This is a genomic window from Mycobacterium sp. 852002-51613_SCH5001154 (assembly GCF_001667425.1).
In the GTDB taxonomy this organism is placed as follows: domain Bacteria; phylum Actinomycetota; class Actinomycetes; order Mycobacteriales; family Mycobacteriaceae; genus Mycobacterium.
Genome location: NZ_LZII01000052.1, coordinates 66,972 through 79,437, shown reverse-complemented (window position 1 = coordinate 79,437; position 12,466 = coordinate 66,972). Strand labels below are relative to the sequence as shown.

Annotated in this window: 12 protein-coding genes; 6 read left to right on the top strand and 6 right to left on the bottom strand. The window is 69.5% G+C overall.

Annotated features, from left to right (window positions below; translation table 11 throughout):
- Positions 1-79 precede the first annotated feature (79 nt).
- Genes A5750_RS13460 through A5750_RS13450 form a run of 3 tightly spaced genes read right to left on the bottom strand, consistent with a single transcriptional unit; the run spans position 80 to position 3,212 of the window.
- Positions 80-883, bottom strand: coding sequence for a class I SAM-dependent methyltransferase (locus A5750_RS13460; protein ID WP_067263391.1), 804 nt, complete (start codon positions 881-883; stop codon positions 80-82).
- Positions 880-1,698 carry a methyltransferase domain-containing protein gene (locus A5750_RS13455; RefSeq protein WP_066945537.1) on the bottom strand — a complete coding sequence of 273 codons (819 nt, stop codon included), beginning with the start codon at positions 1,696-1,698 and terminating at the stop codon, positions 880-882. Before A5750_RS13455 ends, A5750_RS13460 begins: the two co-directional genes overlap by 4 nt.
- The gene (locus A5750_RS13450; RefSeq protein ID WP_067263510.1) at positions 1,695-3,212 is read right to left on the bottom strand and encodes an MFS transporter; all 1,518 of its coding nucleotides are present in this window, start codon (positions 3,210-3,212) and stop codon (positions 1,695-1,697) included. Before A5750_RS13450 ends, A5750_RS13455 begins: the two co-directional genes overlap by 4 nt.
- Positions 3,213-3,291: 79 nt before the next feature.
- Here A5750_RS13450 and A5750_RS13445 point away from each other — a divergent pair, with 79 nt between their 5' ends.
- The gene (locus tag A5750_RS13445; protein WP_066945535.1) at positions 3,292-3,933 is read left to right on the top strand and encodes a helix-turn-helix domain-containing protein; all 642 of its coding nucleotides are present in this window, start codon (positions 3,292-3,294) and stop codon (positions 3,931-3,933) included.
- Positions 3,934-3,936: 3 nt separating this feature from the next.
- Here A5750_RS13445 and A5750_RS13440 read toward each other — a convergent pair whose 3' ends face one another.
- A complete protein-coding gene (locus tag A5750_RS13440; protein ID WP_067263388.1) occupies positions 3,937-4,590 on the bottom strand; it encodes a TetR/AcrR family transcriptional regulator in 654 nt (217 codons plus the stop codon).
- 62 nt (positions 4,591-4,652) lie between these two features.
- Here A5750_RS13440 and A5750_RS13435 point away from each other — a divergent pair, with 62 nt between their 5' ends.
- The 5 genes from A5750_RS13435 to cmaA1 all read left to right on the top strand — a co-directional run bounded on the left by A5750_RS13435 (position 4,653) and on the right by cmaA1 (position 10,878).
- Positions 4,653-5,858 carry an acyl-CoA dehydrogenase family protein gene (locus A5750_RS13435; RefSeq protein ID WP_067263385.1) on the top strand — a complete coding sequence of 402 codons (1,206 nt, stop codon included), beginning with the start codon at positions 4,653-4,655 and terminating at the stop codon, positions 5,856-5,858.
- Positions 5,859-5,883: 25 nt separating this feature from the next.
- Positions 5,884-7,443, top strand: a complete 1,560-nt coding sequence (gene guaA / locus A5750_RS13430) for a glutamine-hydrolyzing GMP synthase (protein WP_066945525.1) — start codon at positions 5,884-5,886, stop codon at positions 7,441-7,443.
- Between the two features lie 170 nt (positions 7,444-7,613).
- Positions 7,614-8,303: a hypothetical protein gene (locus A5750_RS13425; RefSeq protein WP_067263384.1), complete on the top strand. Its 690-nt coding sequence runs from the start codon at positions 7,614-7,616 to the stop codon at positions 8,301-8,303.
- A gap of 38 nt (positions 8,304-8,341) precedes the next feature.
- The gene (locus tag A5750_RS13420) at positions 8,342-9,883 is read left to right on the top strand and encodes a DNA polymerase Y family protein (protein ID WP_066945930.1); all 1,542 of its coding nucleotides are present in this window, start codon (positions 8,342-8,344) and stop codon (positions 9,881-9,883) included.
- Positions 9,884-9,990: 107 nt separating this feature from the next.
- Complete coding sequence (gene cmaA1 / locus A5750_RS13415; RefSeq protein WP_066945519.1) at positions 9,991-10,878, top strand: cyclopropane mycolic acid synthase CmaA1; 888 nt, start codon at positions 9,991-9,993, stop codon at positions 10,876-10,878.
- A gap of 91 nt (positions 10,879-10,969) precedes the next feature.
- Here cmaA1 and A5750_RS13410 read toward each other — a convergent pair whose 3' ends face one another.
- Both A5750_RS13410 and A5750_RS13405 read right to left on the bottom strand, forming a co-directional pair.
- Positions 10,970-11,428, bottom strand: coding sequence for a hypothetical protein (locus A5750_RS13410; RefSeq protein ID WP_066945516.1), 459 nt, complete (start codon positions 11,426-11,428; stop codon positions 10,970-10,972).
- Positions 11,425-12,456 carry a nucleoside hydrolase gene (locus tag A5750_RS13405; RefSeq protein WP_082948041.1) on the bottom strand — a complete coding sequence of 344 codons (1,032 nt, stop codon included), beginning with the start codon at positions 12,454-12,456 and terminating at the stop codon, positions 11,425-11,427. The genes A5750_RS13410 and A5750_RS13405 overlap by 4 nt, the downstream gene beginning before the upstream one ends.
- Positions 12,457-12,466 lie beyond the last annotated feature (10 nt).

Below are 12,466 nucleotides of genomic sequence, written 5' to 3'. Positions count from 1 at the left end.
CGCCGACGGCTTTCCCGGATGACCCGGACCATTTCCTTTGGGCGCTCGAGGGCCGAGAAGCGGCCCGCGCCCAGGGCCTTCACCTTCTACACACTGCTTGGATGGTCCGAAGCCGTCCGTCGGCCAGCGCGCGGGTCAGATTGCCGACCTTCAGCTCGAAGTCGTCGACGAAGGCGTGCAAACCCAGCGGGGTCGGGGGCTGGGCTAGCAGCGCGTTCATGAACTCGGTCGCCTGCCCGGTCAGGTCGTTCCAGTGCTCGACGGCGAACCCGGCGGACTCGACGACGGCGCGTAACTCGTCGGGGGTGACCAGGTGGCTGCGGTCGGGTTCATCGGCCCACGGCAGCGGATACTCCAGCTTGCCGTGGTTTCCAATCGTGATGTCCCACAGAATAATCCGGCCCCCGGTTGCCAGTACCCGGTGCGCTTCGGAGTAGAGGCTCGCCTTGTCGGCGACGTTCATCTGAACGTGCTGGCTGATGACGACGTCAAAACTGCCGTCGGCAAAGAGAAGGTCGGTGACGTCCGCCTGCCGGACGGATATCCGGTCGTCGAGACCGACCAGGCGATTGAGCCAACGGCTCGTTTCGCAGTACTCGTCGGTGAGATCCACGGCCGCCACCGTGCAACCGCACCGATCGGCTACGTAGCGGGCGGTGCCGCCGATCCCGCTGCCCGCGTCGAGCACCCGACTTTGGCTGGTGATGCTCGCGAGATCCACCAGTTGAGTGGTGGCGAAGCGGCCCATCGTGTGAAAGTCCTCCAGCATGCCCAGGTCGGCGGGTTCGAGCCGGTCGAGGTCTTTGCCGGCGGACATCAGCGCGCGCTCGATGTTGGGTCGGGACAGGCCGGTCGAGTACTGGCTCTGGACTGTCTCGTTCATCTGTGGACCTCCGTCCAGGCCGTGATGAGCGGGGGCATCATGACCAGCGCGCCGGCCGCGAGCACCTCCCGGCGAAATAGCGGCACAAAGTCCTCGACGTCGGCGAGCTCGTCGATGGCGAAGCCGCCCTGCTCCGCGATCGGGGAGACCAACCGCCAGACTTCGGCGGCGTAGGCCAGGATGTCGGCGTCGGCGGCGGTTCCGATGGGCGTCCCCTGGGTCAGGCGCGGGGCGCCCAAGCCGGCCTCGGCGAAGACGGTGTGCAGCGTGGTGCCGAACCGCGCGGACAGGCCCATCGCCTCGAAGGCGCGGACGATGCCCGCCGTGACCTGTCCGAACAGCGGCAGGTCCGGGATGCTGCGCGTCGCGGTGATGTCGTTCTCGGAGAAGGCGACAACGCCGCCGGGGCGCACGAAGGAGCCCAGCCGCCGCAGTGTGCCGGCCGGGTCGGGCAGGTGCATCAGGATCAGCCGGCCGATGACCGCGTCCACCGGTTCGTCCAGCACGATCGCATCGACGGCGGTCTGCGTGAATTGCACTGTGCGCAGACCCTGTTCGGCGGCGCGGTTGCGTGCGAGCTCGACCATCGCGGGTGCGGCGTCCACGCCGAGGACACTTCCCGTCGGACCCACCAGCCGAGCCGCGACAAACGACACGTCGCCGGGCCCGCAACCGATGTCGAGCACCCGCATGCCGGGGCGCAGTCCTGCGAGCCGCAGCGCATGCTCGGTGTGGTCGTTGTACAGCCGGCCCTGCAGGATGAGCCGCCGCACCTCCACGTCGGCGTGGCCGAGGACATATGTGCTCGCGTTCATGGGATTGTCCTTTCGGTTTGACGTGCCGGCAATAACCAGCCCACGACGATCGCGGCGCCGAGCGCGATGCCCGCGCAGACCAGCGAGCTCACCTGCAGGCCGTCCAGGAACGCGCGGTCGACCGCGGCGCGGACGCCACCGGCCCGCTGCGCCGGCAACTGCTCGATCACCCTGTGCGCGAGTGCCATTGAGTGGCGCATGGCGTCCGCGGGCAGCCCGGTCAGCGCCTCCGTCCCGAGATGTCCCGAGTACACCGACGCGAAGATGCTGCCGGCGATGGCGACGCCGAGCGTGCCCCCGAGTTCGCGCGTGGTGTCGTTCACGGCCGAGCCCACCCCGGCCTTGTCGGCGGACAACGACCCCATGATCGCCTCGGTGGCCGGCGAAACGGTCAGGCCGAGGCCGCTGCCGAGCAGCAGCATCTGCATGGCGATCTGGGTGTACGGCGTGGCGGCGTCGGCGGTGGACGCCCACGCCAGCCCGGTCGCGAAGACGGTGAGGCCGGTGGCGACGACGGCGGTGGTGCCCGCCCGTTCCACCAGCCGGGGTCCCGCGATGCTGGCCAGCGCGATGGAGGCGGCGACCGGTAGCAGCCGCACCCCGCTCTGAAATGCGGTGTAGTCCTTGATGAATTGGAAGTACTGGGTGATGACGAAGATGAAGCCGAACAACGTGAGGAAGCCGGCGGTCACGGCCAGGCTACCGCCGGAGAACCGGCGGTCGACGAACACCGACACGTCCAGCATGGGGTGGTCGCTGCGCCACTCCCACAGCGCGAACCCGGCCAGAACCGCTGCGGCCGAGGCGAACCCGATCGCGGTCCGGCCGTTGGTCCATCCCCAGGTGGGCGCCTCGATGACCGTATAGACCAACGCGGTGATCCCGGCCGCCGACAAGAGCAGGCCACCGACGTCGACGCGCGGTGCGGCCGGGTCGCGCGAGGTCGGCACGAACAGGATGCCGCCGGCGATGGCCAGCGCCGCGATCGGGATGTTGACCATGAAGATCGAGCCCCACCAGAAGTGTTCGAGCAGCCAGCCGCCGCTGATCGGCCCCACGGCCACCCCGACGCCGACCATCGCCGCCCACAGGCCGATCGCCTTGGCCCGAGCCGCCGCATCCGTGAAGATGTTGGTGATCAGGCCCAGGGTGGTCGGGAAGATCACCGCCGCTCCCATCCCCATGGCGGCGCGCGCCGCTATCAACTGGGTAGCCGAATCGGTATGCGCCGCAACGGCGGAGGTTACGGCGAACAGCGCCAGCCCGGAGTTCAGCCAACCCCGTCGGCCGAAGCGGTCACTGAGGCTGCCCGCGGAGAGCAGCAGTCCGGACATCACCAGGGTGTAGGCGTCGACGATCCATTGCAGCTGGGCGGTGTCGGCGCCAAGTTCGCGAGACAGGGTCGGCAGCGCGACGTTGACGATGGTGGCGTCGACGCTGATGACGAAGACCCCGAGGCAGATGACGGCCAGCGCCGGGATGGGGCGGTTCCGTAGGAGGGGTTCGGTTCGCATGAACAAGACGCTAAAGCTAATAGACAAAGAAATCAAGTAACTGATAGAAAATCACGTCTACCGCTGGTAGTCTGGCCTGGTGGCGACCCGCAGGACCTACAACCAGAACTGCCCGATAGCCCTCGGGCTCGACGTGTTGGGCGAGCGCTGGACGCTGCTGATCCTGCGCGAGCTGGTCGGCGGCCCCCGACGCTACGGGGACCTGCGCGCCGAGTTGCCCGGCATCGCAACGAATCTGCTGGCCGAGCGGCTCAAAGAATTGCAGGACGCGGGAGTCGTCGACCGCGCCGACCTGCCGGCCCCGATCGGCCGGACCGTCTACACCCTCAGTGACATGGGCTGGCAGCGGGCGTTGCCCGTCTTGAGAAGCGTCGCGTTGTTCGGCCTGGACCGGTTGGACCCGGTTGGCGGCGGCGCGGTGTCACCGCTCAACGGGTTTTTGGCCGGCATCCTGCTCGGCTTCGACTCGGGCAAGGCGGCGGGGTTGGAGGCGACGTGCCGGGCCGAGATCGACGGCCGGCGATTCGACTTCGCGGTGACCCAAGGCCGCCTAGCCGGTGGTCACGGTGAACCTTCGGTGACGATCACCGCCGGTGCGGCGGATCTGGTGACCGCCCGCCTGGGCGCGAGCGAGGCCAAGCGCGCGGCGGCGCTGCGGCGAATCACCGTGACGGGCGACCCGGCATCCGTCGACGCGGTGCGGGCGGCCTTCTCGCTGTAGGCCTCAACCCGGGCGGTCGAGCAGGGCGTCGGTCAGCGCCTGGGCGATGAACTTGCCGTAGCGGGTTGCCGACCAGCCGCGTTCGAGGACGAGGAGCTCGTACAGCTCGGGTGCGTGGTACGTCCACAGAACATCGCGCGCCTCTCTCGGGCTGACCCGCAGCTGTCCGGTCCGGGTGAGATCGGAGGCGAACATCGTCATGCCGGTCAGGGTCTCGCCCCTGATCTGCTTCCACACCTCCGCGGCGTCCGGGGACGAGGCGGCGCCGTCGCGCGCGAGCAGCTGGACCGGTGCGCTGCGCGGCATGCTGGAGGCCAGGTGCTTGGCGTAGAGCCTCAGCTTGTCGGCGGCCTCGGCCGCGTTGGCCACGTTCTGGATGACGTCTCGCTCGACCATCGGAATCGGTTGGTCGTCGCCGGCCACGGACACATCGAAAAGCGCCTTCAGTAGGCCGGCCTTGGTCGTGAACGCCTTGTACACCGTTTCGACCGATACGCCGGCGTCCCGCGCGATCTCGGCGATGGTCGTCACCGCATAGCCCTGGGCGAGAAACCGCCGCCGGGCGGCCACGAGCACCGCATGGCGGTTGTGCTGGGCCTGTTGGCGGCGACGGGTCGAGTCGTAGCGGCGCGGAGATTGATCCTTGACAGCTGCCATGATTTGAATACATGCTCCTATATCTATTACAGTCAACTGTATCAAAAGAAAGGGAGCGTGGCATGACATCCGCAACACGCCCCGCCGCCGCCCTGTCGGCCGGCGACCATCCGGCGGCCGTAGCACAGGCTTTGGCACCCGAGATCAGTCGGCGCGCCGACGACGCCGAGGCGCTCGGCACCTTGCCGCTCGATCTGGTCGAACGGCTGCGCGAGGCCGGCATCTTCCGTGCCCTTCAACCGCGCTCGCTCGGCGGATTCGAACTGCCCCCGATCGACTTCATTCGCATGATCGAGGAACTGGCGCGTGCCGACGGTTCGACGGGCTGGGTCGCGGCCATCGGTGCCGGCGCGCCCGCGTTCACCGCATGGCTCGAACCCGCCGTCGCCACAGCGCTTTTCGGCTCGGAATCCGACTTCTTGGCGGCCACGGTCTTCGCCCCCACCGGGCGTGCCGTCCCGGATGGCCGCGGGCGGTTCGGCGTCGACGGCCGGTGGCCCTTTGCCAGCGGTTGTCGCCACGCCGAATGGATGCTGGCCGGGATGTTCGTCTTCGAGGGTGCGGACGGTCGGGCCCCGCGCATGATCGCCGACCAGGGCCCGGACTGGCGGCTCGGTTTCTTTCCGCGCGCCGACGCCGAGATCGTCGACAACTGGGACGTCCTGGGGCTGCGCGCCACCGGCAGCAACGACGTGGTCGCGCGGGATCTGCACATTGCCGAAGAGCACACCATCAGTCCGTTCTTCGCCTCGGCGCGCCAGGACGGGCCGTTGTGGAGACTGCCCTTCTTCACGCTGGTGGGAGTGGGCCTGGTCGGCGTTCCGCTCGGGATCGCGCGACGCGCACTCGACGAATTCACCGACCTCGCGACGACCAAGACGCGGGCCGGCACCTTCGAGCCGCTCGCTGGGGACCCCGCCGCCCAAGTCGAGTTCGCCCGTGCCGAAGCCGGTTTAAGGTCGGCGCGGGCGTTCGTTCTCGACGAGGCGGGTGGCTTGTGGGAAACCGCCCTTGCCGGTGACCCGCCGTCGCTGCAGCAGCGCGCCGGCTTCCAGCTGGCCGCCCAACAGGCGATGCGTGCGGCTCGTCAAGTGGTCGACGCGACGTTCGGCCTGACCGGAGCGGGCGCGGTGCACGCGAGCCATCCGCTGCAACGCTGCTTCCGGGATCTACACACCGCCGGTCAGCACGTGTACTTCAGCCCGTCCGCCCTGAAGCGGTACGCCGGGACCCGCTTCGGCATTACCCAGCCGACTCATCTGATGTGAGGGCGCGGCCACTAAGCTGGCTGCCGTGGAAGCACCCTCGCCGCGGCCCGTGTTGGTCGTCGATTTCGGCGCACAGTATGCGCAGTTGATCGCCCGGCGCGTCCGGGAGGCGCGGGTCTTCTCCGAGGTCATCCCGCACACCGCCTCGATCGACGAGATCAAGGCCCGCCAGCCCGCGGCGCTGGTGCTCTCCGGGGGGCCGTCCAGCGTTTACGAGCCGGGCGCCCCGCAACTCGATCCCGCGGTGTTCGACCTCGGCGTGCCCGTGTTCGGCATCTGCTACGGATTCCAGGCCATGGCGCAGGCCCTGGGCGGGACGGTCGCCCACACCGGCACCAGCGAGTACGGCCGTACCGAGCTGAAAGTGGTTGGCGGCGAACTTCATTCGGGATTGCCGAACTCCCAGCCTGTCTGGATGAGCCACGGTGATGCGGTCACCGCCGCACCGGACGGATTCGACGTGGTCGCCAGCAGCGCGGGCGCGGCGGTGGCGGCCTTCGAGAACCGGGCGCGCCGCCTGGCCGGTGTGCAATATCACCCCGAGGTCATGCACACCCCGCACGGCCAGCAGGTGCTCAGTCGCTTCCTGCACGACTTCGCCGGGCTCGGCGCCGAGTGGACGCCGGCCAACATCGCCAGCGCGCTGGTGGAGCAGGTGCGCGAACAGATCGGTGACGGCCACGCGATATGCGGACTCTCCGGCGGCGTGGACTCGGCGGTGGCCGCCGCACTGGTGCAACGCGCCATCGGTGACCGGCTGACGTGCGTCTTCGTTGACCACGGGCTGTTGCGCGCCGGCGAACGCGCGCAGGTGCAGCGCGATTTCGTCGCCGCCACCGGCGCCAACCTGGTCACCGTCGACGCGGCCGACACCTTCCTGCAGGCGCTGTCGGGAGTGACCAGCCCCGAGGGCAAGCGCAAGATCATCGGTCGCCAGTTCATTCGCGCCTTCGAGGGCGCGGTGCGGGATATCTTGAGCGACACCGGGTCTGAGGTTGATTTCCTGGTGCAGGGCACGCTGTATCCGGACGTGGTGGAATCCGGCGGGGGGAGCGGGACCGCCAACATCAAGAGCCACCACAACGTCGGCGGATTGCCCGACGACCTGAAGTTCAAGCTCGTCGAGCCGCTGCGGCTGCTGTTCAAGGACGAGGTGCGCGCGGTCGGGCGTGAGCTTGGCCTGCCGGAGGAAATCGTTGCGCGCCAACCCTTCCCGGGGCCCGGTCTGGGCATCCGGATCGTCGGCGAGGTCACCGCGAAGCGGTTGGAGACGCTGCGCCGCGCCGACTCCATCGCGCGCGAGGAACTCACCGCCGCCGGCCTGGACAACCTGATCTGGCAGTGCCCGGTGGTGCTGCTGGCCGACGTCCGCTCGGTCGGCGTGCAGGGCGACAACCGCACCTACGGGCACCCGATCGTGCTGCGGCCGGTGTCCAGCGAGGACGCCATGACCGCCGACTGGACCCGGGTGCCCTACGAGGTGCTCGAGCGCATCTCGACCCGCATCACCAACGAGGTGGCCGAGGTCAACCGCGTGGTGCTGGACATCACCAGCAAACCCCCCGGCACGATCGAGTGGGAGTGACCGGTGGGCGGGTAAGCGCCGCCACATCACACCCATCCGCCCCACCGGTATCGATCGCATAAAGCCGCCCCTCCCGTTTCTTGACGGTTGTCGGAAGGCGGGTGTTTACTCTCAATCAGTCGAACATACTTTCGAAAATAGTCGTGCGGGAGTGGTGGTAGGAGGCGGTCATGACTGCGGCTTTCGCCCCCGATCGCCCTCAGGAAAACCGGGCTGAGCAGCTCGAATCGTTGCGCCGGCGGATGGCCGTGATCACCGGGAAGGCGCCGGGGACCGCACCCGGCCACGCCTCTTGTGCCGACGACCTGCTGCCGGAATCGGAATCCCGGCTGGCGTTGCCGCCGTGGCTGGCGGAGTCGCTGCCGGCGCCCCTGCCGCGCGGGACGGTGGCGGTGCTCTCGGGCGCCCGGTCGCTGCTGCTTGCCATGGTGGCCGCGGTGACGGCGGCGGGCGGCAACGTGGCAATCGTCGGCCAGCCGGACATCGGGCTGCTGGCCGCCGCGGAGATGGGGGCGGATCTGAGCCGGGTTGCGGTGATACCGGATCCCGGAACCGATCCGGTGGAGGTGGCCGCGGTGCTCGTCGACGGTATGGATCTGGTGGTCCTCGGCCTGGGCGGGCGCCGGGTGCCGCAGACCCGGGCACGGGCGGTGGTGGCGCGGGCCCGCAGCAAGGGGTGCACGGTGTTGGTCACCGACGGCGACTGGCAGGGCGCGCCCACGCGGCTGGAGGCCCGGGTCTGCGGCTACGAGCTCACTTCGGGAAGTCGCCCTGGATTCGGGCGGATCAGCCGGGTGCGGCTGCAGGTCAGCGGGGTGTGTGCGGGACGACGGGTGACCGCCCGAGCGCGAGCCGGGTGAGTTTTAAAGTGGCTTCCCGGGTGCTGGCCATCTGGTGCATGGACTGGCCCGCGGTCGCGGCGGCCGCGGCCGTGGGTCTGCCCGCGACCGCCCCGGTGGCGGTCACACTGGCCAACCGGGTGATCGCCTGCTCGGCGGCCGCCCGTGCGGCGGGAGTGCGCCGGGGGCTGCGGCGCCGGGAGGCGGCGGCCCGGTGCCCGCAGCTGCACGTTGGCGCCGCCGACGCGGACCGCGACGCCCGCTTCTTCGAGGGGGTCGTTGCGGCGGTGGACGACCTGGTGCCGCGCGCCGAGGTGCTGCGGCCCGGGCTCTTGGTGTTGCCGGTACGCGGGGCGGCCCGCTATTTCGGCTCCGAGGCTGATGCCGCCGAGCGGCTGATCGACGCGGTGGCTGTGAGTTCAGCGGCCGGCGCCGAGTGCCAGGTCGGGATCGCCGACCAGTTGTCCACCGCGGTCTTCGCCGCGCGGGCGGGCCGGATTGTCCCGCCGGGCGGCGACGCGAAGTTTCTGTCGGTGCTCTCGATCCGCCAGCTCGCCACCGAGCCCAGCCTGTGCGGCCCGGGGCGGGAAGAGTTGACGGACCTGTTGTGGCGGATGGGAATTCGCACCGTCGGGCAGTTCGCCGCGCTGTCGGCCACCGACGTGGCGTCCCGGTTCGGCGCCGACGGGGTGACCGCGCACCGGTTGGCCCGCGGCGAACCCGAACGGGGGCCGTCCGGCCGGGAGCCGCCGGAGGAGCTGGAGGCCGTGCTGGACTGCGACCCGCCGATCGACCGGGTCGACGCCGCAGCCTTCGCCGGGCGCTCGCTGGCCGCCGCGCTGCACCGGACGCTGATGGCCGCCGGGGTGGGCTGCACCCGGCTGGCCATTCACGCCGTCACCGCCAACGGCGAAGAACTGCAACGGGTGTGGCGGTGCGCCGAGCCGTTGACCGAGGACGCCACCGCCGACCGGGTGCGTTGGCAACTGGACGGCTGGTTGAGCAGCCGGACCGCGCGCAACCCCCGCCCGACGGCCGCGGTGACGCTGTTGCGGCTGCAGGCCGTCGAGGTGGTGTCGGCGGGGGCGCTGCAGTTGCCGCTGTGGGGCGGGCTGGGCGAGGAGGACCGGCTGCGGGCCCGCCGGGCCCTGGTGCGGGTGCAGGGCCTGCTCGGCCCGGAGGCGGTGCGGGTGCCGGTGCTGTCCGGCGGGCGCGGGCCGGCCGAACGCATCACGTTGACCCCGCTGGGTGACGAACCGGTTCCGCGGGCGGACCCGGGTCTGCCGTGGCCCGGCCGGCTGCCCGAGCCGGCACCGGCGGTACTGCTCGACGATCCGGTGGAAATGCTTGACGCCCAAGGGAACCCGGTACGGGTGACGAGTCGGGGGCTGTTCTCCGCCGACCCGGCGCGGCTGACCGTGCACGGCCGGGACGAGCGGCTGGACTGGTGGGCCGGGCCGTGGCCGGTCGACGAGCGGTGGTGGGATCCCGACGTCGGAAAGGGCCGAACCGCCCGCGCGCAGGTCCTGCTGGAGGGCGAGCGGGCGTTTCTGCTGTGCTATCGCCAGCGGCGCTGGTACCTCGAGGGCAGCTACGAGTAATGATGCTTATCCCTAGTCACTGCATCGTCCTCGCCGGTATCGATGCCGAAGCAAACGGGAGACTTCACTGTTTCCGGGATGCTCAAATCGGCGACTAGGCTGTCACAATGCCTACGACGTCGGAGCCCCCCGAGGGTACTGATTTAACGCCGCACTTCGACGATGTGCAGGCCCACTACGATTTGTCGGACGAATTCTTCAGGCTTTTCCTCGACCCGACCCAGACGTACAGCTGCGCCTACTTCGAGCGCGACGACATGACGCTGGAAGAGGCGCAGATCGCCAAGATCGACCTCGCCCTCGGCAAACTTGGGTTGCAACCGGGCATGACGTTGCTCGACGTCGGCTGCGGTTGGGGCGCCACCATGATGCGCGCCCTCGAAAAGTACGACGTCAACGTCGTCGGCCTCACCCTGAGCCGCAACCAGGCCAATCACGTCGAGCAGCTGATCGCCCAATCCGATAGCCCACGTTCCGCGAGGATTCTGCTGCGAGGCTGGGAGCAGTTCGACGAGCCCGTCGACCGGATTGTCAGCATCGGCGCCTTTGAACACTTCGGGCACGACCGCTACGACGCGTTCTTCACCCTGGCGCATGACCTGCTGCCCGCAGACGGGATCATGCTGCTGCACACCATCACCGGGCTGCATCCGACGGAGATGGTCGAACGCGGCATGCCCATGTCGTTCGCATTCGCCCGATTCGTCAAATTTATTGTCACCGAGATCTTCCCGGGCGGGCGGCTTCCCTCGATACCGATGGTGCAAGAACGCGCCACCGCGAATGGCTTCACGGTAAGTCGCGTCCAGTCGCTGCAACCGCACTACGCGAAGACGCTCGACATCTGGTCTGCCGCACTGCAAGCCCACAAGGACCAGGCCATCGCGCTGCAATCCGAGGAAGTCTACGAGCGGTACATGAAATACCTGACCGGCTGCGCCGAGATGTTCCGTATCGGATACATCGACGTCAATCAGTTCACGTTGCAGAAATGACGTTCATGCACGGCGGGCGCCCAGGCGGACCGGCCGCCGGTGCCATGACCGTGGCCGTCACCCACACCCACCGGTGCGAACGACTCGCGCCCTAGGACGGCTCGGCGCGGACCGCCTGCGCCTGCGCCATCAGCGGGCCACCGCCGGGCAGCGCACCCACGACCGTGCGGGCCAACCGATCGCGCCCGCGAACGCCGTCCGTCCTGGCCTTGCCCGCCCGCAGGTGGCGCCAGCCCAGGCCCGCCCACGACGCCGCGACGGCGGCGTCGGTCACCCCGCCGCGCGCCCGGCGCCGATCGACCACCGCCAGGCCGAGAGCGGTGATCGAGTGCACCGTGTCGACCCAGACGCCGGCGGCCAGCACCTCCGGGCCGGGGTTGATGCCCGACAGCAGCGCCTGGGCGAGGTGACGCGCGCCCAGGATCCGGGTGACGACGAGCGCCTTGCCGTCGACCTGCACCCCGTGGATGTGGTTCAGCACCTCCGACGGGGCGGCCAGCAGCACGGTGCCCCATCCCGCGCGCAGAACCTCGATGAAACGAATCTTCATGGCGTACAGGGTAACCGGCGCGCAAACGGTCCAACCCGCTCGATGAAACGGTCGAAGAAGGCCGCCGCGTCCACGTCGATCCCGATCAGCGCATTCGGTTCCCGCCGCCCCGACCAGTCGGTCACCGTCATGGCGCGGGTCAGGGTCCCCGTCAGCTCGATGTCGACCGTCGCGGGCCGGGTGGTGACCAGCCCGGGGTCCAGCGCCACGGCGGCGGCCAGCGGATCGTGCAGATGTGCCTGGTATCCGTGGCCGATGTCGTGGTAGGCCTCCAGGTAGAACCGCATCGCGTCCTCGATCACCCGGATCAACGGGTTGGACGCCGTCGACCGGGTGCCGGGCTCGTCGTCCGCGCTCATCGGCGTGGCCGTCGACCCCGCGGCATCCGCCAACCTGGCGAGGTGATCGGGCGTCATCGCCACCTTGCGGGTCAGGTCCAGGCCGCATAGGACCGGAAGACGCTCTTGGCCAACGGTTTCGGGGTCCCAGGCCGCCAGTACCTCGGCCGCGGCCTCGGGGTCCACGCTGATGTTCCATTCGGCCACCGCGGTGGTATTGCCTCGGTGATCGTAGGAACCGCCCATGATGACCAGGCGGCGCAGCAGCGTCGGCAATGCCGGTTCGGCGCGCAGCGCCAGCGCCAGATTGGTCAGCGGGCCGGTCGCCACGCCGATGAGCTCACCGGGAAAGGCGCGCGCGGCGCGCACCCAGGCGGTCGCCGAGTCGTGGTCGGTGAGGCGACGATCCGTGGACGGCAGGTCGGCATAACCCAATCCCCTGGGGCCGTGGACCTTTGACGGCAGGCGCATCGGCCCGGTCAGGGTCTCCTTGGAGCCCTTGGAGACCGGCACGCCGGTGACGCCGCACAGCTCGAGCAGGCCCAGGTTGTTCTGGCAAACCTGCTGCACCCCAACGTTTCCCCCGGTGGAGGCGATGCCGACCACATCAGCGTCCGGGCTGGCGAACAGATACATCAACGCAAGCGCGTCGTCGACGCCGGTGTCGACGTCGACGAAAACTGGGGCCACCGCCGCAACG

Coding starts and splice junctions, on each gene's coding strand:
- A5750_RS13460 (WP_067263391.1), bottom strand. CDS start 883: ATGAACGAGACAGTCCAGAGCCAGTACTCGACCGGCCTGTCCCGACCC.
- A5750_RS13455 (WP_066945537.1), bottom strand. CDS start 1,698: ATGAACGCGAGCACATATGTCCTCGGCCACGCCGACGTGGAGGTGCGG.
- A5750_RS13450 (WP_067263510.1), bottom strand. CDS start 3,212: ATGCGAACCGAACCCCTCCTACGGAACCGCCCCATCCCGGCGCTGGCC.
- A5750_RS13440 (WP_067263388.1), bottom strand. CDS start 4,590: ATGGCAGCTGTCAAGGATCAATCTCCGCGCCGCTACGACTCGACCCGT.
- A5750_RS13435 (WP_067263385.1), top strand. CDS start 4,653: ATGACATCCGCAACACGCCCCGCCGCCGCCCTGTCGGCCGGCGACCAT.
- A5750_RS13425 (WP_067263384.1), top strand. CDS start 7,614: ATGACTGCGGCTTTCGCCCCCGATCGCCCTCAGGAAAACCGGGCTGAG.
- A5750_RS13420 (WP_066945930.1), top strand. CDS start 8,342: ATGGACTGGCCCGCGGTCGCGGCGGCCGCGGCCGTGGGTCTGCCCGCG.
- cmaA1 (WP_066945519.1), top strand. CDS start 9,991: ATGCCTACGACGTCGGAGCCCCCCGAGGGTACTGATTTAACGCCGCAC.
- A5750_RS13410 (WP_066945516.1), bottom strand. CDS start 11,428: ATGAAGATTCGTTTCATCGAGGTTCTGCGCGCGGGATGGGGCACCGTG.